Origin of the sequence: Algoriphagus sp. oki45 (assembly GCF_036245605.1) — a bacterium.
Taxonomy (GTDB): Bacteria; Bacteroidota; Bacteroidia; order Cytophagales; family Cyclobacteriaceae; genus Algoriphagus.
Window position 1 is genome coordinate 775,405 of record NZ_BTPC01000002.1, and the last position, 22,307, is coordinate 797,711.

Here is a 22,307-nt window from a genome sequence, read left to right on the forward strand (position 1 = left end):
CCATGAATAATCTTACTCTAAACCATACCAAATCCAGAGTCAACTCCCTTTTGCTAGGGGGAATGCTGGTATTTCTTGTGGTGTTAGGGTTGTTTTCCTTATCCCAAGGGGTATTTTCGATTTCTTTTGCTCAGGTGGTGTCAATCCTCTTTCCGATTGACTGGGTGGAATACGAGTCCCGGCAAGTCAATGTCTTGTATTCTATTCGACTTCCCCGAATCCTGATGGCGACTTTGATCGGTGGTGGGTTGGGTATCGCCGGTGCTTCCTTGCAAGGCTTGTTTAGGAATCCTTTGGTAGAGCCAGGCTTAATTGGAGTCAGTAGCGGAAGCGCCTTGTTTGCTGTGATTTTCTTGGTATTGATTCCGGGGATTGCCCAATCTTTTGCTTGGATTACTCTTGTCGGTCTTCCTTTCTTTGCCTTTTTGGGCGGTTTGATTCATGTATTGGCCGTTTATTTCTTGGGAGGTAGGGGAAAAACCGATACCGCCACCTTGATCCTTGCGGGAGTGGCAATCAATGCGCTCGCCGGAGCCCTGATCGGGTTGACTTTATTCTATGCTGATGATGCGGCTTTGAGAAGCTTCACTTTTTGGAGTTTGGGAGATTTGGGAGGGACCTCCTGGGCCAAAGTCCCACTTGCAGCTGGATTAATCCTTCTTCCCTCTCTGCTCCTAATTGGAGAAAGCAAAAACCTCAACGCCCTCTCTCTGGGAGAGCAGGAGGCCTTCCACATGGGGGTGAATGTCAAACAAACCAAAATCAAACTGCTCCTGCTTACTGCATTGATTGTCGGTGTGGGAGTTGCATTTACCGGGATGATCGGCTTTGTAGGTCTGGTCGTTCCCCACTTGATCCGAATCAGCTTTGGAGCAGATCATCGGCTGGTTTTACCAGCCTCCTTCCTCTTGGGAGCGATCCTTCTCAATGTCGCCGACTTGATTGGAAGGACTTGGGTAGCTCCTGCCGAACTGCCTATCGGAGTCATTACTGCCCTTCTAGGTGCCCCATTCTTCATTGCTTTGATCTTTCAACTTCATAAATCCAGAAGCTAATGCTAAGTGCTCAAGCCATTCATTTTTGCATCCGAAAAAAGCCCATTGTAGATCAGGCCAATCTGGTGATTCAGCCAGGGGAAATTCTGGCCGTGCTTGGACCAAACGGAGCCGGAAAGTCCACACTGTTCAAGATTCTTTCGGGAGAAATCCCCTGCAGCCATGGTCAAGTGGAATACAATGGACTCCAGATTGGCTCACTCAAGCCCCGTCAATTGGCTGAAGTCCGAGCAGTAATGCCTCAGCATTCTTCTGTGAATTTCCCTTTTTCTGCCCGAGAAGTCATTGAATTGGGGCTGATTACAATAAAAGCTAAGAATCCACGGAAAATCCTGGACGAAGTAATGGATCTGACCGGAACTACGCCCCTCCAAAACAAGCTCTACCAGCACCTGTCCGGAGGAGAAAAGCAGCGGGTACAGCTGGCAAGAGTATTGGTGCAGATCTGGGATACCAAGCCTTTCCCGAGATATCTTCTCTTGGATGAACCTACTTCCAGTCTGGATATAGCACAACAGCACGCCGTATTGGGAATACTTGAAAAACTCAAAGCCAAAAACATCGGGATTTTGGTCATTCTGCATGAACTCAATCTGGCCGCTCAATACGCTGACCGAATCGCCTTACTGAAAAATGGCCTGGTCGCCAGAGTCGGTGCGGTCAATGAAATCATGGAAGAAAAGCTTCTTTCCCAAGTTTTCGATTATCCTGTTCAGTTGATGAAAAACCCACTTAATGGCCACTGGATCGTGGGTACTTCTGCCCATTCCTTTTCCAATCTTTCAAAATCTAAACAAGCCTAATTATGGAAACAGCATTCATCACCACCTCCAGCCTAAAAAATGCATGGGAAGAGCTGAAAGCAAAAGAACCTCAGCTGAGAATCAGAGACGCAGCCCAAAAGCTAGGCGTATCCGAAGCGGAACTATTGGCTACCGGAATGGGCGATAATGTCATCCGTCTGAAAGAAGACTTTGTAGATCAGGTGCAGAAGTTTCCCAAGTTGGGAAAAGTCATGTCCCTGACCAGGAATGAGGGATGCGTGCTAGAGCACAAAGGCACTTTTCAAAAAATAGATATCATGCAGGCTGGGCCACAGCAGATAGGAACCGTAATTGGGCCGATAGAACAGCGCGTATTTTTTGGGGCGTGGAAGTTTGGCTTTGCCGTATCCAACGACACCCCAAGAGGACCTCAAAATAGCCTTCAGTATTTTGACAAAGAGGGTAATGCCGTGATGAAGATTTTCTTTCAGGAAGAAACCAATCTGGAATTTGCAGAGCTCTTCCTCAAAGATCATCAGGCAGAAGAGCAGAGCCCCGTACTGGTTTTGGAGTCTTTTCCAGCCAAAGAATACATCGGCAGAGAAGAATTGGATGAAGCCTCTTTTTCGTCGGATTGGGAAAACATGAAGGATACTCATGATTTCTTTGGCATGCTTCGCAAATACAAGCTCAACCGGCTGAATGCAGTAGAATGGATCGACGACAAGTGGGCATACGAAGTGGATAGGCTTTCCTCTCGAAAAATCTTGGAATCAGCTTCAGAGACCCAGTTACCCATTATGATTTTTGCCGGAAATATGGGGAATATTCAAATCCATCAGGGCAAAGTCAACACCATCCGGATGATGGGAGACTGGCTGAATGTGATGGATCCTGAGTTTAATATGCACTTGAATGAATCCAAGGTGGCCCGAGCTTTCGTAGTTCACAAAAATACCACGGAAGGATTGGTTTCGGCTTTGGAGCTTTTCGATAAAGATGGGGAAATGGTCGCCCAATTCTTCGGCCTGAGAAAGCCGGGAATTCCCCAAAAGCCGGAGTGGAAAGCCCTACTGGACACCCTCAATTAAAATACCGGCGGAGGCTACCCCTCCGCCAAAATTTTCAATTTATGTTTAGAATTAATCTAAATAAATTCAAGCTTCTGTTTTCTCTCTTTTTCACCCTAGTTGGATTGGCTTGGGCGGGTGATGGAGCCAAGAAAATTTTGGATGCTCAGGGAAATCCAATTCCTCATGCACTCATCAAGGTAAATGGGACGGCTCCGATTCCAGTGAATGACAAAGGAGAGATACCTGCGATTCCGGTTCAGGAGGGAGAAATCCTCGTCTTTGCGATGGGATTTGAGACTAAAAAACTCAGCACGGAAGAATGGAGGCAGGCAGACGCGGTAGTTTTGAAAGAAAAAACCGGATCCTTGCAGGAGGTAGTTGTGGCCGCCACCCGGACTGACCGCACGGTGGAAGACCTTCCAATGCCCGTCACTGTCCTCAATTCGGAACAAATCCAACAAACCGGGGGATTGAGACTTTCAGAAGTTTTGCGAGAGCAGACCGGCCTTCAGATCACCTCAGACCATGGGGCAGGCTTGCAAATGCAAGGATTGGATTCAGATTACATTCTGATTCTGCTTGACGGCGAACCTTTGATCGGCCGGACTGCAGGTACCTTTGACTTGGACAGAATCTCCGTTTCCTCAATCGAGCGGATAGAAATTCTACGTGGCCCTTCCAGTGCTATTTATGGAAGCGAGGCAATGGCCGGAGTAATCAATATCATTACCAAGCCTGTCGATGAGCAAACTCAGCTGGACTTGGGCTTGAGATTCCGCTCCTTCAATACCTGGAATCCTTATGCGGAAGTGGGTATCGGAAACGAAAAATGGTCTGCCAAAATCCTCTATGATTATTTCTCTACCGATGGATTTGATCTTACTCCCGAGAATGTAGGTCAGACCCAAAATCCCTACCAAGCCCAAACGGCCCAAGTGAAACTTGGAGGAAAAATCAGTGAAAAATTTGATCTGAACCTATTCCTCAGAGGCTACTCCGAGAATTCTTCCGGGCAAATGCAAACCTCCGGCGCTTCTCCTGAAATGCTGGCAATGGAGAATTCAAGACAGGATTTCAACTTCAACCCAACACTTCGATTCAGACCCAGTGAAAACCTTCTTTTCACCCTTCGGGGAATGAGTTCTTGGTTTTCTACGGTTTCAGATACTCGATTCCAGAGTGACGGCAGCGCCTTTGATTTCCAGGATTTTAATCAATTCTATCACCGCACAGAACTGCAAACCGACTGGCAGGCCAATTCAAGGAATCTGTTCACGCTGGGAATGGGACATTTGGTAGAAACCGTAGAAGCTACCCGATACGATGGTCTCAATCGTTTTGACGCAGGCTACTTTTTCCTACAGCATCAATGGGATCCTCATGTCAAGGTCAATTTGGTGACCGGTTTGAGGGCTGATTTTCACAATCAGTATGGTAACAGACTTAGTCCCAAGATTTCCGGACAGTATAAGTTTTCTGAAAAATTCAGCTGGCAGGCTTCTTTTGGAGCAGGCTTTAAGGCTCCGGATTTCCGTCAGCTGTTGCTCAACTTCAACAATGCTGCCTCTGGCTATTATGTCTTTGGAGCATTGCTGGCTGAGGAGGGAATTCAGAGACTTCAGGACCAGGGATTGGTGGCCAGAGTCCTGATTCAGCCGGAGACCTTGGGGAATTTGACCGCTGAAACTTCCTTGGCTTTGAATACAGGATTTCGATGGAAACCGGGTGCAAAGTGGCTGATCCAAGTCAATGCCTACAGAAATGCCATTGACAACCTCATCGAAACAGCTCCGATTGCTCAGTTGGTCTCCGGTCAGAACGCTTTTTCCTACTTCAATATCCGCCAAGTGGTCACCCAAGGTGTGGAGACCGATATCAGCTACCAGATTTCACCGCATCTTAGTCTGAGCTTGGGCTATGCTTTTCTGGACTCCTATGACAAAGATGCCCTTGACCGGATTGATGCTGGGGAGGTCTTCAAGCGAGACAGTCAAAATCGAACCTCTCGTGTAGAAAGATCAGATTATGGAGGCTTATTCAACCGAAGCCGACATAGTGGAAATTTCAAGATCAATTACCGGGAAAACTGGACCGGGACAGACTGGGCGCTTCGTGCTATTTACAGGGGGCGATTCGGTTTTGCCGACCTAAACGGTAACCTCATCCTGGATGATGACCTTGAATATGCTGACGGCTGGGTTAGCCTTAACCTCACGGTAACCAAAACCCTTTCCTCAGGGATTTTCCTGGAGGTGGGAGCAACAAATATCCTGGGCACACTGACTCCACAACAACCCAACAATCCCGGAAGAGTGCTTTTCGCCGGGCTTAGAATTCCTTTTGCAAACCTTATTCAAAAATAAATCAAACCTAAATTACAAATGAAAACGCTAGTAAAACCGCTATTTCTATTCCTATCCCTTGGATTCTTTTCTGCTTGCAGTGAAGATACCCCAGAGCCATTAGTCCCATTGGAAGCTGTGCTGGTTGAAGATCTTGCCGCACCTAATGATGTGATCGACCGGGTGACTGGTCAGGTGACCGAGGAGAGACCGTTTCAGTTTTTCAGTCTGGAGTCCAATTCTCTTGTCAGTGAATCCGAAGACTGGGATTTGGCATTTAAGGGGACCACGATTCGTGTCAATGCATCAAAAGACGTCAAAGCCGCCATCGTAACAGGTATCTTTGAGGAGATTAATAGTGTGCCTTCTTCCGCTGTATTTGCAACAGATACGGAAAGCACCTTTGCAATCCCTACCGGTAGTGGAAGTGGATGGTACAATTACAACCCAGCCACCTTTACCGTGACTCCTATTCCCGGACGCGTGATTTTAGTGCAGACTGCAGCAGGGAACTATTCCAAAATTGAGATTTTGAGTTACTATAAAGGAAATCCTCCCGTTGCGGAAATCAACCCGATGACTACTCCAAGCGCCCATTACACCTTCAGATATGTGCTTCAGGCTAATGGATCTATGAATTTCTGAGTTTAGATAGATTTTTTAAACTGGGTAAAAGAGAGCACTTCGGTGCTCTTTTTTTATTCCAATATCCGTGTTGCAAAAAGAAAGGCCTTTTTCCAGTAAGAATTGCTCAAGTAGTCTTCGGTGACTCCCAAGGAGGTTGAAGCATGGATAAAGCGGATTTCCCCTTTGGCAGCTTCAGTCACTATACCCGAATGTGAGACTTGATTTCTTCTCCGGCCCGTAGCGAAAAAAAGCAAATCTCCCGGCTGCACTTCCTGAATTTTGATCTTTTGGCCGACTTTGCTTTGATCAGCGGACATACGGGGTAGGTTGATCCCGACTGAATAATAGGAATGAAAAACCAAGGCTGAACAATCCATTCCCGCGCGGGTGGTTCCTCCGAACTTGTAAGGAGTGCCCCGGTAGGATTTGGCGGTTTGGATCACGGTAAATGCAGGACTTTCCTCAGCAATCTTCTTTTTTGATTTGCAGCCAAAGACAATTAGGGTGATAAGTGTCAGAAAAAGGAAGGATCGGGATAGAGAAAAATTCTTTAGTCTCAAGGGAATTTGTTTTGCTTGATTCAAGTTTACCTCACTGAGGATTAATTTTCAAGAATTTCTCCGGGGAACATGGATTTTTCTTAAGTGATTTCGATCACCAAAACTGATTTTTGTCAGGTTTTATCTTTGTACCATCAAAACAGAAAAATTACACGACCATGAATATCAAACAGTTTTATGACGAAGGCCTAGCTCATGCAAGCTATGCTATTCTATCTGAAGGAAAAGTAGCGCTGGTAGACCCAAGAAGAAATCCCCAGCAATATTATGACTTTGCAGAGGAAAACGATGCCCAGATCGTGGCAGTTATCGAGACTCATCCACATGCTGACTTTGTGAGTTCACATTTGGAATTCCACAAGAATGAAGGAGCTACCATCTACGTCTCCAAAATGGTTGGGGCTGAGTATCCTCATACAGGATTTGATGAAGGAGATTCCTTCCAAATGGGAAAAGTGATTTTCCACGCTCTTCACACCCCAGGTCACTCACCGGATTCGATCAGCATCTTGTTGAAGGATGAAAATGGAAAAGATCATGCCTTGTTTTCCGGTGATACTTTATTTATCGGTGACGTCGGACGTCCGGATTTGAGAGAAAAAGCCGGGAATATGACCGCTCAGCGCGAGGAATTGGCTCGGATGATGTACCACACTGTTCAGAATAAGTTGAAGCCGCTTGCAGATGATATCCTAGTATTCCCTGCACATGGTGCCGGATCGCTTTGTGGGAAAAACCTTAGCGATGCCCGTCAGTCTACCATCGGTGAGCAGCGTGCTACCAACTGGGCTTTCTCTGATTTGGACGAAAAGACTTTTATGGATTCCCTGCTTCAGGGACAGCCATACATCCCCAAGTACTTTGGCTATGATGTGGATATGAACAAAAAAGGGGCTCCTGCATATCAGCGTTCCCTTTCTCAGATAAGTATTTGGCCGGAAGGATCTACCCTTCCTGAGGGGGCTTTGGTTATCGATGCCAGAAAGAATGAGCAATTTGTAAATGGGCATATCCCAGGAGCGATCAATATCATGAATGGCGGCAAATTTGAAACTTGGTTAGGATCCATTGTTGGTCCTGAGGAGAAGTTTTTCCTAGTCGCTGATTCAGCTGCAGAATTGGAGATTTTGATTACCAAATCTGCCAAAATCGGATACGAGCAATTGATCCATGGCGTAGTGGTCAATCCAGCAGGAATGACCGAAAAAGGGACTTCTTTTGATGTGGAAGGTTTCAAAGCCAATCAGGACGCCTTTACCATCGTGGATATCCGTAGCAGGGATGAGCATGCAAACTCACCCATTTTCGAAGGATCCTTGAATATTCCACTTCAGGAACTGAGAGAGAGAACTGCCGAGATTCCTACCGGAAAGCCGGTCCTAATCCACTGTGCAGGAGGATACCGATCAGCGGCAGGTTCCAGCATTGTGGCTGGTCAGGTCGAAAGCGTTGAAGTTTTTGATTTCAGCGAAGCGATCAAGGACTTTCAGGTACCTGTAGCTCACTAAGGAGAAAAGTTGGAAATCACCCCCAAGCCCCTGGATTTTTCAGGGGCTTTTTTGATGCTTAGCCCTAGATTTTTTGAAAAAAAGCCAACCAAAATGGGTATTTTCATGTCTTTCTCAGAAATGCCAATCCATGAGCCGGGAAGAATTCAGTCAGTTGCCCCTTTTCCAAAAGATCAAAACCCTCTATATGGAAGGTACCTTTGTGGTGGGGATTCGGTACTACCGGCACAAGGTCAATCTGTATCTGCTGGAAGATGAATACGTGGAAGTTTTTTACAATCACAAGGAAGATAAAATCGACAAGATCGATTTTTTACCCCGGGACCATAGTCGGATGAAATTTTACTTGGATCAGATTAAGATTGGCTAATCAAATTTTTCCAATTCTCCCTGATAAAAATCCTCCCGGTATCTAAATCTACCCACGCCTTTCAAATTGCCTTCTTGAATCTCTACTGTTGGGTCAGTGGATTTCATGGGAAGATCAAATTCCAGAACGACCTCGATTTTTCTTACATCTTGTCCAGAAAGATTCTTCACCAGACCTTCCTCCACCGCTAAAATCCGGATTTTCCCACCTTTTTTTGGAAAAAAGTTATCCGTTAAGTAGGCATAATACTTTTCCTGATTTGCTACATCTATTCTAAATTGATCGAAACTGGTATAATTGGGGTCAGAATCAGCTTTTGATTTTTCAGCCAGAAAAACCTCTACTAAATCCTCATAGGGATAATAGGTATTGAATAAGTTCACTATATCCTGAAATGGGACATTTTCACCTCTAGGGATATGATCTGGGAGGGGTTGAGATGGGGTTTCCAGCCCAATAGACCATTTATGATCAAATGTTCTGATATCAAGAAAATGGTAGCCCTGAAATTTCCCATTGATTCCCAAACTCCCACTTCCATTCCCAGATCGAATATTCGTAGTTCCAAAAATACTTCCATCAGGCAAAGTCCCCTCAAAACCCACTTCTTCAAGCAGGTTTTCAGGTTCTTCATTCTCTTGGCAAGAGAAAAGGGTAAAGCATAAAAGCAGTGTAGGGAAAATTTTCAACGCATATTTCATAAAGGCTGATTTTGGTTAAGAAAAAGTATTTTAAGTCAAGACGTTTAGTTCTCAGCTAGCGCTACAATAAAAAACCGCAGAATTTTCATCCTGCGGTTTTTTGTTTTGAATCGGGAGGTTTTTACAACTTTCTCTTCAAGAAATCGGTCATCTGTGTGTACAAATGCCAAGTGGTATTGCCTCCGTAGATGCCATGGTTTCGGTTGGGATAATAAAACGTCTCAAACTGCTTATTAGCTTTGATCAAAGCATCTACGAGGTCAACTGAGTTTTGGAAATGCACATTGTCATCTCCGGTGCCATGAATGAGGAGGAAGTTGCCTTTCAGCTTATTCACATGCGTGATCGGGCTGTTGTCGTCATATCCTGCAGGGTTGAGCTGGGGAGTTTGCAGATAGCGCTCGGTGTAGATCGTGTCGTAGTATCTCCAAGTGGTGACCGGAGCCACGGCGATAGCGGTTTTGAATACGTCATTTCCGATCATCAGGGAAAGCGAGGACATGTAACCTCCGTATGACCAACCCCAGATTCCGATTCGGGAAGGATCTACAAAAGGCATTTTTGCAAAATACTTGGCCCCTTGAATCTGGTCGATAGTTTCAAGCTTCCCTAGGTTGGCATAAGTAGAATGCTTGAAATCACGACCACGGGCTCCGGTGCCTCGATTGTCTACACAGGCCACGATAATTCCCTCTGCTGCCAATGCCTGATGCCAAAAGTCGCGGGTTCCTCCCCAGGAATTCAGGACATTTTGCGAACCCGGACCACCGTACACGTACATCAGGACAGGATACTTTTTGCTTGGGTCAAAGTCCGCCGGCTTAATGATATAGCCGTTCAGTTCAGTTCCATCCACGGTTGGGAAGGTGAAAAACTCCTTTTTACCCAAGGCGAAACCCGCCAAGCGATCTTTCAAAGCCTGATTGTCTTCCAAAACTTTGAGTTCTTTTCCAGCGGCATCATTTAAAGTCACTTTGACAGGAGTATCCGAAGTCGAGTAATAATCAATGAAAAACTTGTGATCCGGACTCATATTGATCGAATGGCTGCCCTTTGCCGGGGTTAGCAGCTTTTTGCCTTTTCCATCCAAGTTGATCACATAGAAATTGCGCTCGAGTGGGGAGGCTTCAGTGGAGATGAAGTAGAGTTTTTTAGCCTTTTCATCGATTCCTACCATGGAAGTGACTTCCCAGTTGCCGGAGGTGATTTGACGAATCAGCGTACCGTCCATATTGTGGTGGTAAATGTGCTTGAAGCCGTCCTGCTCAGAAGTACGGATAAAGGTCTTGCCATCGCTGAGGTATTGCAGGTCATCGTTGTAGTCGAGGTCCACGTAGGTTTTGGATGTTTCGGAGATGATCAGCTTACTTTCTCCTAAGGTGGCATTGGCATGAAAGAGGTCCAGTTGATTTTGGAGTCGGTTCATTCGGAGGAAAGCCAGCGTGTTGGCATCCTTGGTCCAGTAGATTCTAGGAAGGTAGATATCTGTTTCAGTACCTGCATCGATTTTTTGGGTTTTCGCTGTCGCCAAATCGTAGACATGGATGCTGACCAGGGAGTTTTTTTCTCCTGCCTTTGGATACTTGAACTTGTAATCCTGGGGATAAAGTGGCCCCCAAAGTTGCATATTGAATTCTGGGACTTGGGTCTCATCGAAGCGGATAAAGGCGATCTTTTTTCCGTCAGGAGACCATTTGAAAGCCTTTGCCATGGAAAATTCCTCCTCGTACACCCAGTCGGCTGCTCCGTTGATGATTTTGTTCCATTCTCCGTCGGTAGTGACTTGGGTCAGTTTGTTATTGGCCAGTTCCACCACAAAGAGGTTGTTGTCTTTGACAAAAGCTACTTTGTCATTGTCCGGAGAGAGCGTAGCGTAGGAGATTTTCTCTCCGTTCATCAGCTGCTGCTTTTGGCCAGTGGCCAGATCTACCACGTAGAAAACACCTTTGGAGGAGCGGCGGTAGATGGATTCCACGTCAGTGGCAATTAGTGCCTTGGACTCGTCGGCATTGAAGGAGTAGCTGGAAAAGCTTACACCCAGTTGGGTTCCATCCAGCAAGACTCCGGCTTCTTCTCCAGTGGCTAGGTTGATTTTAACGACAGCCGGTGCTCCACCACGCTGCACCTGCGAACTGTAAAACTGCCCGTCTTTCATCCAGTTGATTCCATTGACGGACTTTTGGCTGAAGGTTCCTTTTTTGAAGACGTCTTCGAGCGTTACTTTTTTCAGGCTTTGGGCCTGAGTGCTGAGAGCCATTCCGATCATCGCCATCCAAGCCAGGCTGAGCACTTTCCAACTTTTAATCATATTTTCTTGATTTGGGTAAAATTCTTTTCTGAAACGTGGGCGAATATATAAAACGCTCCGAGTCATTGGAAACCCTTGGAGGGTAAACGGAAAATTAGCTATTTCGTACTTAGATTTTTCCCCGCTATGAAGAAGAAAATTGCCTTGGTTACCGGAGGCTTCACCGGTGAATCCGTCATTTCGCTTAAAAGTGCCGCTGTCGTCGAAAAGACCATTGATCGTGATCGGTATGATGTCTACAAGATTCTGATTTACCCCGGAGATTGGCATTTTATCTGTGCCTCAGGGGAGAAGATTCCAGTGGATTTGAATGACTTCAGCATCTCTATCGGGGATGAAAAGGTCAAGTTTGACGGAGTGTTCAATATTCTTCACGGCTCTCCCGGAGAAGATGGGAAGTTGGCCGGCTACTTTGATATGTTGGGCATCCCATACACCACTTGCGATCAGCTGACCTCGGCTATCACGATGAACAAGGGCTATACCAAAGCCATTGTGCAGGATATTCCTGAGCTGAACGTGGCCAAATCCATTCAGCTTTTTGAAAATACTCCTGGAAATTCAGCAAAGATCGAGGCTGAACTTGCCCTGCCACTCTTTATCAAACCCAACAACGGAGGAAGCTCCATAGGGATGAGTAAGGTAAAAACCTGGGAAGAGTTGCCTGAGGCCTTGGAAAAGGCCTTCGCAGAGGACAAGCAGGTACTCGTGGAGGAGTTTGTAAGCGGAAGAGAGTTTTCGATTGGGGTTTTCAAAGGAAAAGGGGAGATCACCGTTTTGCCGGCTACGGAGATCGTAAGCAGCAAGGAATTCTTCGATTACGAGGCAAAGTACATTCCAGGAGTGACGGAGGAAATCACCCCCGGTCGGATGAGTGAAGAGGAAGTGGAGCGAGTCGGCCGGATCGTATCCCAAGTCTATGAGAAGCTGAACTGCAAAGGAGCAGTGCGTATTGATTATTTTCTACAGCACGAGACGGGGAAGTTTTATTTCATCGAAATCAATACGGTACCTGGGCAAACCGAAACCAGCTTAATTTCCCAGCAGGTTCGGGCAATTGGGATGGAAGTGCGGGAGTTTTACAACCAGTTGATTGAGGAGATGTTTGAAAAATAATACAGTTGAAATACACGGAGCGAAGCGGAGTGTATTTCTATCTGTTTCTGATTTACTTTTTACTAAACTCAAAAAGCTTCCTTTTTTCTTCTTTGCTCAGCGCATCGTAGCCTTTCTCGGCGATTTTGTCCAGGATTCGGTCGATTTCTTCCTGAGTGGTTTCTGTCGACTTGCTCACCGGACTTGATTTTTGGGAACTTCCAAACCCGGCAAATCCTCCGGAATTGGTAGTTGTTTTGGCTTTGCGGTAGCTGACTTTGACTTTGCTTCTTCTTCCGGAGAGGAGATTTTCAAAGAAAATACCCACTTTCTGCACGGGTTTGCCCCAATCATTTCCTTTGCGTAGCTGCACTACATAGAGGTAGCCCAAAAGCGCTCCTCCCAAGTGCGCAATTTCCCCTCCGGCATTGGCTCCGATGGAGTTGGCAAAGGAAAGGATCACGTAAAAAGCGGCGATATACACGATTTTAACCGGCCCGATCAGAATCAGGAAAAATGTGGTATTCGGAGCCAATGTAGCAGCCCCCACCACCACTCCAAATACTCCGGCACTAGCCCCCAGCATCATGGACGAACTCACCGAATCATTGAAATAGGGAGAAAGATTATAGATCAACACGTAGAAAATCGCCCCAAACAAACCGCCCAGGATGTAGAGATTGGCCAGCTTTCGGCTTCCCAAATACTGATGGACCACCATCCCAAACCAATACAGAAAAAGCATATTGAAGAGGATATGGAATACCCCTTCGTGAAGGAACATGTAGGTAAGCGGTGTCCAAGGCTGGAAAGCCAATTTCTCCAAAGAGGCAGGCATCATCAGCCAGCTTAACCCAGCCCGATAGAGTTCGCCCAAGCCTCCGATGGTGAGAATCACCCGGCTGATCAGCAAAGCAAAAAACACAATCAAATTGATGGCAATCAGCTTATAAAGGCTGTTGTCGCTGTGCCGGAAGGCGTTTCTCAGATTTTCCCAAAAGCTACCGTACATATCAATAGAAGCTGTTTCTGTCTTTTTTCCAATTGTAAACCAAGGCCGCCCCAATGATCAGACCGCTCAGGTGTGCGAAATGGGCCACATTATCCGTGGGATTATTGATCATAACGCTGTATATCGTATATACGGCATAAGCCCCCACCAGATACTTGGCCTTGATAGGCATAGGCGGAAAGAGCAGAAAGAGCTGGGTGTTGGGGAAAAGCATTGCAAAGGCAATCAAAATTCCAAACAAAGCTCCAGAAGCTCCGACCATGGGCTGATTAACATTCAATCGAAGGATAGCCTGAAGGGTTTTTTCAGCCCGTTCTACATAGACCGGATCATTAGGATTTCTACTGTAGGCATCGACAAAGTCAAATACCTCCGGGGAGAAGTACCCTCGGTTTTGCACAACAAGTTTATTGAAGTATTCCGGATCGGGGTTGGCTTCAAAGGTCAAAACTTTGCTTTCCAGAGATTTGTATTGATACACACTGTATCCGGTATAAAGTACCCCGGCACCCACTCCACAGACCATCCAGAGGGTAAACAGTTTTTTGGGTCCCAAAAACTGCTCCAGCAGCGGTCCGAAAATCAGCAGACCAAACATATTGCTGAACAAGTGCCAGAAGTCGGCATGCATAAACATGTAAGTCAAAAACTGAAAGGGTTTGAAATATTCACTTTGGATATTGAACAGGGCAAACCATTGGTTAAGGACTGGTAAAACAAAACTCGCCACCAAGAAGACAACCACGTTGATCAGGAGGAGATTTTGGACTACCGGTGTGATGTTTCTGAACATGTTATTTTCCGAAAAAAGAATGTATGCTATTTAAATCCAATTTGACAAAAGTTTTGTTCCCTGCTGGCGAATAGTTTGGATTTTGGCAGGCAAAAAGCTGCCCAACCAGATTTTCCATTTCCTGGGGATTGAGTTTTTGTCCTTTCTTGATCGATGATCTACGGGAAAGTGAGCGCGCAAGGTTTTCTCTTTTGTCCAGAGAGAGCTCGTTTTTGAAATTTTTAAACTGTTCGAGAAGTCCTTCGAAAAGGTCCTTTTCATTTTTTACCGTCACATCTGCAGGCACACCTTGGATCAAAAAGGTGTCTTTTCCGAAAGGTTCCACCATAAATCCCAAACTGTGCAATTCTTCCACCATGTCCATCACTAGGGCGTAATCCGAAGGATTGAGCTGGATTGTGGCTGGAAAAAGACACTGCTGAGAGGCTCCTTTTGCTGTTTGGATATTTTTCAGATATCGCTCATAGAGTATCCGCTCATGCGCTGACTGCTGATCGAGGATCATCAATCCGGTCGACATCTGGGCCACGATGTAGCTCTGCTCCACCTGAAAGGTAGTGCCGGTGGATTCAGTTTCCTCCGGTACGATCATAAATCGAGGTTCATCCATGGAGGCCCGGCTGGGGAAAGTCAGGATTTCTGTTTCCTCTTCGCCTTTGGGTTGGCTGGGACTGCTTTGGGAAGGCAAGTTTCCTTCAAAAAGGCGCTCCCAGCCAGAAACTGATAATTTTTTGAATTCAGGAGTATTGAAGGTCTTGTAGCTGTATTCCCGGTCTACCTGCAGTTTCTTCTCAGGATCCTTGTTCCAGTTTTCCTGAAAATTCACATCCAAGCTGAAATCCAAAGAGGGAGCCACGTGATGAGCGCCCAAAGCCTGTTTGACCGCGGAGCGAATCACTGCATACACAGTTCGCTCATCGTCAAATTTGATTTCCGTCTTGGTAGGATGCACATTGATATCGATATGTGCCGGGTCAATCTCCAAGAAGAGCACATAAAACGGATGCTGATCTGCCTGAATCAACCCTTCAAAGGCAGAACTGACTGCATGGCTTAGATAGGAGCTTTTGATGTAGCGGTTGTTGACAAAGAAAAACTGCTCTCCCCGTGTTTTTTTGGCACTTTCAGGTTTGCCGATATACCCTTTGACATTGAGGTGAGGAGTCAATTCCTCACAAGGTACGAGTTGGCCTTGGTAGGATTTTCCGAAAAGGCCTACAATCCGCTGACTGAGTTTGCCACTCGGAAGATTGTATGTTTCCAAATCCTGCTGATACAGGGTAAATGCCACTTCCGGGTAGGACAACGCTACTCGTTGAAACTCTTCCACTAAGTGCCGCATCTCCACGGGATTGGACTTGAGGAAATTTCTCCGGGCAGGAACATTGAAAAACAGGTTTCTCATGGAAATAGAGGTACCCACAGGGGCTGCCACCGGTTCCTGTTTTTTGACCTCCGAGCCGTCGATCTGGATCAGGGTACCCAGTTCCGAATCGGCTTGCCGGGTTTTCATTTCCACTTGGGCCACAGCAGCTATGGAGGCCAAAGCCTCTCCACGAAAGCCGAAGGTTCGAATGGCAAAGAGATCTTGAGAAGTCCGGATTTTGGAGGTAGCATGACGCTCAAAACTCATGCGGGCATCCGTGGGGGACATACCTTTTCCATTGTCAATGACTTGGACTAGCTGCTTACCCGCATCCTTGATGATGACCTGAATGTGTGTTGCCCCGGCGTCAATCGCATTTTCCAAAAGTTCTTTAAGTGCTGAGGAGGGTCGTTGGACTACTTCTCCTGCAGCAATCTGATTGGCAATGGCATCCGGAAGCAGCTGGATGACATTGTTCATCTTTTGCCTTGCTTTTTGATTCTGAAGAAAAAGTAAACTGCACCTACTATCACTGCTCCGTAAGCGAGATAGGTGAATATTTCTGGACCGATGTAGATGTATCCAAAAGAAGCTGCAATCAACCCAAAAAAGATGAGTGTGCGGATCATAGCAGTAGAGCTGAAAAGATTGGTGTCTCTCTGCTTGATACCTCTGTAGTTGGAGAATGACCCGCGAATGCCGGCGCCATAACCCATTGGGTTTTCGTCATCACCGCTAATCAGTCCTTCTTCTTTAAGTTCTTGTTTGATTCTGGAAGTTCTTTCCTCTATTTCTTCCTTTACGGGATCGTAGTATCTGGGCTTGATATCAAATCTCTGTGGAGAGGAGGTTCTGAATATGGAAGGAAATTTCATCGGGGTCTTATTTAATTCAGCAAAAGGCAATTTTATCTGTGCCTTTTTACCTTGGATTTGAAGTTAAGTCCGTTCTTTCAAAACTGGGCAAAATTTGGAAGGCCACATTCCTTTACACGTATCTTTTTCTCCAATACCTTAAATTTTGCTCATCCCATACGTCCATGGATCAGATTTTACAGGACATTGGCAGGGATTTCTCAGCTTTCTAACCCAAACTTTATTAACTTGAAATTTGCGTAGGCAGTCTGCGTTGTTGATTCAAAGGTTAAGAAGGATTTCTCCCTTTTCTTTAGTATCAACACAAATTTACTTCAAAAGTTAAGGAATTAAAATCATGTATGGGATGAGAAAGAAGCCTTGGATGCTTCTCAGCTTTTTCATAATTATGGGCCTTTTTTCTTCCGCAAGGATTGATCTTTTTGTGGCCAATGAAGATCCTCTTCTCAGTACAGACCGCTCTCTTCAGCTTTCTTGGGTAGATAGCGTGTTCAATGCGCTGACTTTTGACGAACGTCTGGGACAGCTGTTCATGGTCGCTGCCTATTCCAATAAGGATCAAAAGCATGTGGATGAGATCAGCAATCTGATCAAATCAGAAAACCTGGGAGGTTTGATTTTTTTCCAGGGAGGACCCAATCGGCAGGCGAGGTTGACAAATTATTATCAAGCCCAAGCCAAAACCCCTCTTTTTATTGCCATGGATGCGGAGTGGGGTGTGGGGATGCGACTGGATTCGGTACTGAATTTTCCCAAAGCCATGACTTTGGGGGCCGTGCAGGATGATCAGCTGATTTATGAGATGGGAAAGCAGATTGCCCTGCAATTCAAGGAACTGGGCATGCACATCAACTTTGCCCCTGTGGTAGATGTGAATTCCAATCCAAATAATCCGGTCATAGGCTATCGGGCTTTTGGTGAAAACAAAGACTTGGTAACCCGACAGGCTTTAGCCTACATGAAGGGCCTTCAGGACCACGGGGTCATAGCCAATGCCAAACACTTTCCGGGTCACGGAGATACGGAAACTGACAGTCACCACACTCTTCCGGTCATTAAGCATGCAGAAAATCGAATCTGGAATGTGGACCTATACCCTTATCAGGAGCTATTCAGGGAAAATCTGATGTCCGTCATGGTCGCCCATCTTGATGTGCCAAGTCTGAATCAAGGAACCAGCGTGCCCACTAGCCTTTCCAAGCCTGTGGTCACTGACTTGCTCCAAAAGCGGATGAATTTTCAGGGTTTGGTCTTCACGGATGCCTTGAACATGAGAGGAGTAGCCGTGTCCAACAGACCCGGAGAAGTGGATGTCAAGGCACTTTTGGCAGGTAACGATGTGCTTTTATATTCTCAGGATGTACCCAAAGCCAAAATCCTGATCAAGGAAGCGGTCAGTCAAGGGCTCATTTCGGAAGCAGAAATCAACAGAAGAGTAAAGAAAATTCTGAAGGCAAAATATTGGACAGGTTTACACAAAAGAAAACCCATCGATACCCATAAAATCGCCGAGCGCCTAAATCCCACTGATTCAAAGGTAGTCTTGGAGAAATTGTATGCTGATGCCTTCACGGTGACTTCCAACAAAGGGGATCTTTTGCCTTTCAAGCAGCTGGATATGAGGTCTTTTGCGAGTCTGACCATTGGCGATCCCGGTGAAAAATTCTCCCAATACCTGAACAAATACACGAAAGTGGAGCACTTTTCGGTAGGAAAAGCCGCTACTCAATCCGAGCACTATGCCCTGATGAAAAAGCTGGAGGATTTTGATGTGGTCATCGTGGGACTCATGGGCGTCACCAACAGTCCCAATCGGGCATTCGGCATCGCTCCCATGGACATTCAGCTAATCAAAGCCTTGGAAAAAAGGCAAAAGGTAGTCATCGTACTATTTGGAAATGCCTATGCTGCTACAGCTGTCCAGGGAATGGGAAATGTGGTTCTTGCCTACGAAAACAATGAAATGACTCAAATCCTGGCACCTCAACTTCTCTTTGGAGGTCGTCCCGGCAAGGGAATTCTTCCGGTAAGTGTCAGTGGAGGGTATTCCCAAGGAGTGGGAGGCTTTCTTCCGGGTTTGGAGAAGTTGTCTTACGGGTTGCCTGAAAGTGTGGGGCTCAGTAGTGAAAAACTTGACCGGATAGATGAAGTTGCCCAAAGAATGATCAAAATCCAAGCCGCACCAGGAGCCAATGTGCTGGTAGTAAAGGATGGAAAAGTGGTCTTCGAAAGATCTTACGGATACTTGGATTACAAAAGAACAGCCCGTGTAACCTCGAATACGGTGTATGATTTGGCATCCATCACCAAGGTACTCGCTACCACTCAGGCGGCCATGTTCTTGGAAAGCAGGGGAGAGCTCGATATGGATAAAACCTTGGGCTATTACCTTCCTGAACTGAGAGGGACTAACAAGGCCAATCTGGTGCTGAAAAATGTGATGGCTCATGAAGCAGGACTGAAGGCATTTATTCCTCACTATGTGAAAACGGTAGAGGGAGGCCAATGGAGGTCTGAGTACTACAAACCTGCATCCGAACCGGGATTTTCGCGCCCAGTGTCCAATGATATGTTTGCAAGGGATGGATTGAGGGACAGTATTTGGAACTGGACCGTCAAGTCAGACTTGCTTCCCAAGCCGGTGAAATATGTTTATTCAGACCTCACCATGTACTTCATGCAGGCAGTCATCGAGCGGATAGTTAATCAGCCATTGGATGAATTTTTAGCTCAAAACTTCTACGAACCCTTGGGCCTGCATACGCTTACCTTTAATCCAGCCAACAAAATGCCCATCACGTCGATTGCTCCGACGGAGAATGATGTAGCCTTCAGAAAGAGACAGGTGCAAGGATACGTGCATGACCCGGGAGCAGCCATGTTTGGTGGAGTAGCTGGGCATGCAGGATTATTCGGTACTGCAAATGATCTGGCAGTGATGATGCAGCTGATGCTCAATCAGGGTAAATATGGGGATGTCACGCTGATTCGGCCGCAGACAGTAAAGGAGTTTACCAAAAGGCAATCTACCATGAGTCGCCGAGGTTGGGGTTGGGACAAGCCCGAACCGGAGGCTGGAAAGGGAGGTTCTGCGGGGAAATTGGCTCCCAAGTCTACCTTTGGCCATACCGGATTTACCGGGACTTGTGTTTGGGCAGATCCTGAAAATGACCTGATTTATGTCTTTCTTTCCAATCGCGTCTACCCGGATGCTAATAACAATAAGCTACTATCTGAAGGCATCCGGACTGAGATTCATGATTTGATCTACGAGGCGATGGAGAATTAAAGAGATGTAAAAATTTATATTCTTAAGGCTTTATTTTGGAAGGATTTCTTCTAGTATCAAAAAAATCAGTGATAATTACTTGTTTATTGACTATTCGGTAAATGATTTTAAAATTTCCTTCTAATAGTCTTCTATGTCCAAGATTTAAAAAGGCTAAAAATGGTTCTTCCTGCCCTAAATAAGGTTCTGTAGATAGTTTTTTGCAGGCTGAAAATAAATCTGTTTTTAATCTAGAGACTACCTCTTTTGGGACCTCCATTTCTTTCAAATAAAAGTTCAAGGAGTCTTTTAGGCTACCTAAGGCCTGCCTGGTAATTACTATCTTCATTTAAAGAGCTGCTGATCCAAAAGCTTCTCTGCGTCGTCAAGTGTAAGTAAGTTTCCCGATGCAATATCTTGTTCTGATGCAAGTGCTCGGTTCACCAATTCAATTAAGGATTCATTCCCATGAACTTTACCTAAAAATTTTTCAATTTGGATAAATAATTTTTCATCCATATTCTCGATGGATTGAATTACTACCATTTTTCTTTCTTTAATATTCATTGTCAAATATTTAGTCTTCAATTTAATCAAAAAAGCACTTCAACTGAAGTGCTTTTGATTCTTGACTTTATTCTTTTATCTCAATCACCTTAAACTCGGTCCTTCGGTTGACTTGATGTTCTTCCTCAGTTTGGGCGTCTTTGATGATCAACTGACTTTCTCCGTAGCCTTTGGCCACCAATCGATCAGCCGCTATCCCTTTGGAGACTATGTAATCAACGGCACTTTGAGCTCTTCGCTGAGAAAGATCCAAGTTGTAAGCATCACTTGATCTGGCGTCTGTGTGAGAGCTCAGCTCGATTCGGATGCTTGGATTGTCTGCCAAAATTTTGACCAATTTGTCCAGCTCAAGGGCTGCATCCGGACGGATATCGGCCTTATCCAAATCGTAATAGATGTTTTCCAAGACAATTGACTTCTCCAGAATCAACTGATCCAGATAAATGGTCGTGTCCAGAGTTACGTTGGTCACATCCTGGATGAGAGTAGCCGGATTAGGAGTTTTTCCTTTGGTGGTGTAAGGAACAGACTTGGAGAAGTAGCCATTTTTGGAGGCGATGATGGTATAATCCGAATCAGGAGCCATGGTAAATCTCACACGACCGTTAGCATTGGAGAAGTCTCCTCCCTGCTGTTTATTGTCCGAGCCATACAGAACAATTCGTGTCTGAGGAATTGGGGTATCCGAGCCATCTTCTTTGGATTCCTTGGCAAATACATTCAGCAGGACATTGATGATTTTCGGCTTGGGTGTTTTGTCCTCGAAGAAGTAGATATCATCGTCTCCGATCCCACCTTCTCGATTGGAGGAGATAAAACCGGATTTGGGATATTCGGTGAAGAAAATACCGAAATCATCATCTTTGGTATTGAAGTTCTCTCCCAGGTTTTTGATCACCTGTGTTCCATTTTCGTCTTTTTCAGCCACAAAAAGATCAAGCTTACCATATCCTGGATGTCCGTCTGATGAAAAGAAAAACTTTCCGTCAGGTGCCATTCTTGGGAAAAGCTCATTTCCAGGCGTATTGATGGTTGGACCGAGATTAACTGCATTGCCAAAATCTCCATTGGCAAGCTTGGTGGCCTTGTAGAGATCAATTCCTCCATAGCCTCCGGGTCGGTTGGAAGCAAAGTACAATTCGGAACCATCTGGACTAAAGGCAGGGGTAGAATTCCACCAGAATTCATCTTCATTTACCGGCATCCAGATCGGTTGAGTAAATCCTGATCCCCTGAAATAGGAAACAAAAAGGGCGTTTTCGGGAAGGTCTTTTGGGGAGGTAGAATTGCCCCGGCTGTAGATAATGGTATTGCCATCGGGACTGATTGCGATGGCTCCCTGGTTCAGGCCTTCCTCATTTCTGAATTCTGGAAGAGCTTGAATTGATCCTACATCTACTCTGAGTCCTTCTGCGCGGGTTCGAAACAGCTTGGTGTATGGAGTCCCCGTGGCAGGATAAATTCCTGAGGCCTGTCTTCCGGCAGTAAAGTAAAGGAAGTTTTCGCTCACGACGGGGCTGTAATCCGGTCCTGGGGTGTTCAGTTCTTGATAGTTGACCAAGACATGGTTAGGCCAATAGTCTTCAATGCCTTCGGCTAGTTTGATGGATTCGATTTCCCGCTGGGTTCTTGCCAAAAGTGCTTCATCAGAGGTGTATTGTTTGGCAGATTCAAAGGCTTGTTTGGCTTCTTCGTTTTTCTGTTGGGCTTTCAAGCTTTGGGCTAGGAAAAAGTAATGATTGAAAGAAGGTTCCTGCTCTACCAGTTGCCGATAATAGGGTTCTGATTTTTCAATCCGGTTGGAAAGCCGATAACTCTCAGCTAAAACCTGGTTTGCTCGGAAATCCGTGGAATCCTGCTCCAATATTCCCCCAAAGGTATTGATGGCATATTGATATTGGCCTGAGAGAAACTGATCGTTGCCTTTTTCCAACAAACTTTTACAACCTCCCAAGAGGAGGGTGAAAAGAAGAGAAATTGATAAAAAATTATATTTCATGGATTTCAAATGCATGTTCGGGCT

19 protein-coding genes are annotated in these 22,307 nt (G+C 45.7%); 9 read left to right on the forward strand and 10 right to left on the reverse strand.

The genetic code is table 11. From position 1 onward, the window contains the following. Positions 1-2 precede the first annotated feature (2 nt). The 5 genes from AAA942_RS12890 to AAA942_RS12910 are packed head-to-tail and all read left to right on the forward strand — an operon-like array spanning position 3 to position 5,879. Positions 3-1,055 (forward strand): FecCD family ABC transporter permease, encoded by a 1,053-nt coding sequence (locus AAA942_RS12890; protein WP_338220688.1) that lies wholly within the window; start codon positions 3-5, stop codon positions 1,053-1,055. A gap of 44 nt (positions 1,056-1,099) precedes the next feature. Next, positions 1,100-1,858: a heme ABC transporter ATP-binding protein gene (locus AAA942_RS12895; RefSeq protein ID WP_445083346.1), complete on the forward strand. Its 759-nt coding sequence runs from the start codon at positions 1,100-1,102 to the stop codon at positions 1,856-1,858. 2 nt (positions 1,859-1,860) lie between these two features. Then, positions 1,861-2,910, forward strand: coding sequence for a hemin-degrading factor (locus tag AAA942_RS12900; RefSeq protein ID WP_338220690.1), 1,050 nt, complete (start codon positions 1,861-1,863; stop codon positions 2,908-2,910). A gap of 41 nt (positions 2,911-2,951) precedes the next feature. Next, entirely contained in the window at positions 2,952-5,255 is a 2,304-nt protein-coding gene (locus AAA942_RS12905) for a TonB-dependent receptor (RefSeq protein WP_338220691.1), read from the forward strand. 18 nt (positions 5,256-5,273) lie between these two features. Further along, positions 5,274-5,879, forward strand: coding sequence for an HmuY family protein (locus AAA942_RS12910; RefSeq protein WP_338220692.1), 606 nt, complete (start codon positions 5,274-5,276; stop codon positions 5,877-5,879). 53 nt (positions 5,880-5,932) lie between these two features. On the opposite strand, the gene AAA942_RS12915 is transcribed toward AAA942_RS12910, so the two are convergent. Continuing rightward, positions 5,933-6,421, reverse strand: coding sequence for a C40 family peptidase (locus tag AAA942_RS12915; RefSeq protein WP_338220693.1), 489 nt, complete (start codon positions 6,419-6,421; stop codon positions 5,933-5,935). A gap of 158 nt (positions 6,422-6,579) precedes the next feature. Here AAA942_RS12915 and AAA942_RS12920 point away from each other — a divergent pair, with 158 nt between their 5' ends. Both AAA942_RS12920 and AAA942_RS12925 read left to right on the forward strand, forming a co-directional pair. Further along, a complete protein-coding gene (locus AAA942_RS12920; protein WP_338220694.1) occupies positions 6,580-7,929 on the forward strand; it encodes an MBL fold metallo-hydrolase in 1,350 nt (449 codons plus the stop codon). A gap of 130 nt (positions 7,930-8,059) precedes the next feature. After that, positions 8,060-8,299 carry a hypothetical protein gene (locus tag AAA942_RS12925; RefSeq protein ID WP_338220695.1) on the forward strand — a complete coding sequence of 80 codons (240 nt, stop codon included), beginning with the start codon at positions 8,060-8,062 and terminating at the stop codon, positions 8,297-8,299. Here AAA942_RS12925 and AAA942_RS12930 read toward each other — a convergent pair. Continuing rightward, positions 8,296-9,000, reverse strand: coding sequence for a hypothetical protein (locus AAA942_RS12930; protein ID WP_338220696.1), 705 nt, complete (start codon positions 8,998-9,000; stop codon positions 8,296-8,298). The genes AAA942_RS12925 and AAA942_RS12930 overlap by 4 nt on opposite strands. A gap of 121 nt (positions 9,001-9,121) precedes the next feature. Then, positions 9,122-11,257: a S9 family peptidase gene (locus tag AAA942_RS12935; RefSeq protein WP_338220899.1), complete on the reverse strand. Its 2,136-nt coding sequence runs from the start codon at positions 11,255-11,257 to the stop codon at positions 9,122-9,124. A 177-nt stretch (positions 11,258-11,434) separates the two neighbouring features. Between AAA942_RS12935 and AAA942_RS12940 the strand changes: the two genes are divergently transcribed. Beyond that, a complete protein-coding gene (locus AAA942_RS12940; RefSeq protein ID WP_338220697.1) occupies positions 11,435-12,424 on the forward strand; it encodes a D-alanine--D-alanine ligase in 990 nt (329 codons plus the stop codon). Between the two features lie 52 nt (positions 12,425-12,476). On the opposite strand, the gene AAA942_RS12945 is transcribed toward AAA942_RS12940, so the two are convergent. From AAA942_RS12945 to AAA942_RS12960, 4 genes are read right to left on the reverse strand one after another with little or no spacing between them, the layout of a single operon-like run. Then, a complete protein-coding gene (locus tag AAA942_RS12945; RefSeq protein ID WP_338220698.1) occupies positions 12,477-13,415 on the reverse strand; it encodes a rhomboid family intramembrane serine protease in 939 nt (312 codons plus the stop codon). A 1-nt stretch (position 13,416) separates the two neighbouring features. Next, positions 13,417-14,208 carry a rhomboid family intramembrane serine protease gene (locus AAA942_RS12950; protein ID WP_338220699.1) on the reverse strand — a complete coding sequence of 264 codons (792 nt, stop codon included), beginning with the start codon at positions 14,206-14,208 and terminating at the stop codon, positions 13,417-13,419. Between the two features lies 1 nt (position 14,209). Further along, on the reverse strand, positions 14,210-16,054 hold the full coding sequence (mutL, locus tag AAA942_RS12955; protein WP_338220700.1) for a DNA mismatch repair endonuclease MutL: 1,845 nt from the start codon (positions 16,052-16,054) through the stop codon (positions 14,210-14,212). Then, positions 16,051-16,449 (reverse strand): hypothetical protein, encoded by a 399-nt coding sequence (locus AAA942_RS12960; RefSeq protein WP_338220701.1) that lies wholly within the window; start codon positions 16,447-16,449, stop codon positions 16,051-16,053. Before AAA942_RS12960 ends, mutL begins: the two co-directional genes overlap by 4 nt. A 346-nt stretch (positions 16,450-16,795) precedes the next feature. Between AAA942_RS12960 and AAA942_RS12965 the strand changes: the two genes are divergently transcribed. Then, complete coding sequence (locus tag AAA942_RS12965) at positions 16,796-19,738, forward strand: glycoside hydrolase family 3 N-terminal domain-containing protein (protein ID WP_338220702.1); 2,943 nt, start codon at positions 16,796-16,798, stop codon at positions 19,736-19,738. 22 nt (positions 19,739-19,760) lie between these two features. Here the strand turns inward: AAA942_RS12965 and AAA942_RS12970 are convergent, their stop codons facing one another. The 3 genes from AAA942_RS12970 to AAA942_RS12980 form a co-directional block, all read right to left on the reverse strand. Then, on the reverse strand, positions 19,761-20,066 hold the full coding sequence (locus tag AAA942_RS12970) for a type II toxin-antitoxin system RelE/ParE family toxin (protein WP_338220703.1): 306 nt from the start codon (positions 20,064-20,066) through the stop codon (positions 19,761-19,763). Beyond that, a complete protein-coding gene (locus tag AAA942_RS12975) occupies positions 20,063-20,284 on the reverse strand; it encodes a hypothetical protein (protein ID WP_338220704.1) in 222 nt (73 codons plus the stop codon). The genes AAA942_RS12970 and AAA942_RS12975 overlap by 4 nt, the downstream gene beginning before the upstream one ends. A gap of 67 nt (positions 20,285-20,351) precedes the next feature. After that, a complete protein-coding gene (locus AAA942_RS12980) occupies positions 20,352-22,283 on the reverse strand; it encodes an OmpA family protein (RefSeq protein WP_338220705.1) in 1,932 nt (643 codons plus the stop codon). Positions 22,284-22,307 lie beyond the last annotated feature (24 nt).

Bases quoted from the DNA above. Each gene is read 5' to 3' on its own strand.
- AAA942_RS12975 (WP_338220704.1), bottom strand. From the start codon at position 20,284: ATGAATATTAAAGAAAGAAAAATGGTAGTAATTCAATCCATCGAGAAT.
- mutL (WP_338220700.1), bottom strand. From the start codon at position 16,054: ATGAACAATGTCATCCAGCTGCTTCCGGATGCCATTGCCAATCAGATT.
- AAA942_RS12935 (WP_338220899.1), bottom strand. From the start codon at position 11,257: ATGGCTCTCAGCACTCAGGCCCAAAGCCTGAAAAAAGTAACGCTCGAA.
- AAA942_RS12890 (WP_338220688.1), top strand. From the start codon at position 3: ATGAATAATCTTACTCTAAACCATACCAAATCCAGAGTCAACTCCCTT.
- AAA942_RS12905 (WP_338220691.1), top strand. From the start codon at position 2,952: ATGTTTAGAATTAATCTAAATAAATTCAAGCTTCTGTTTTCTCTCTTT.
- AAA942_RS12900 (WP_338220690.1), top strand. From the start codon at position 1,861: ATGGAAACAGCATTCATCACCACCTCCAGCCTAAAAAATGCATGGGAA.
- AAA942_RS12980 (WP_338220705.1), bottom strand. From the start codon at position 22,283: ATGAAATATAATTTTTTATCAATTTCTCTTCTTTTCACCCTCCTCTTG.
- AAA942_RS12930 (WP_338220696.1), bottom strand. From the start codon at position 9,000: ATGAAATATGCGTTGAAAATTTTCCCTACACTGCTTTTATGCTTTACC.
- AAA942_RS12925 (WP_338220695.1), top strand. From the start codon at position 8,060: ATGAGCCGGGAAGAATTCAGTCAGTTGCCCCTTTTCCAAAAGATCAAA.
- AAA942_RS12950 (WP_338220699.1), bottom strand. From the start codon at position 14,208: ATGTTCAGAAACATCACACCGGTAGTCCAAAATCTCCTCCTGATCAAC.
- AAA942_RS12970 (WP_338220703.1), bottom strand. From the start codon at position 20,066: ATGAAGATAGTAATTACCAGGCAGGCCTTAGGTAGCCTAAAAGACTCC.
- AAA942_RS12960 (WP_338220701.1), bottom strand. From the start codon at position 16,449: ATGAAATTTCCTTCCATATTCAGAACCTCCTCTCCACAGAGATTTGAT.
- AAA942_RS12910 (WP_338220692.1), top strand. From the start codon at position 5,274: ATGAAAACGCTAGTAAAACCGCTATTTCTATTCCTATCCCTTGGATTC.
- AAA942_RS12920 (WP_338220694.1), top strand. From the start codon at position 6,580: ATGAATATCAAACAGTTTTATGACGAAGGCCTAGCTCATGCAAGCTAT.
- AAA942_RS12965 (WP_338220702.1), top strand. From the start codon at position 16,796: ATGAGAAAGAAGCCTTGGATGCTTCTCAGCTTTTTCATAATTATGGGC.
- AAA942_RS12945 (WP_338220698.1), bottom strand. From the start codon at position 13,415: ATGTACGGTAGCTTTTGGGAAAATCTGAGAAACGCCTTCCGGCACAGC.
- AAA942_RS12940 (WP_338220697.1), top strand. From the start codon at position 11,435: ATGAAGAAGAAAATTGCCTTGGTTACCGGAGGCTTCACCGGTGAATCC.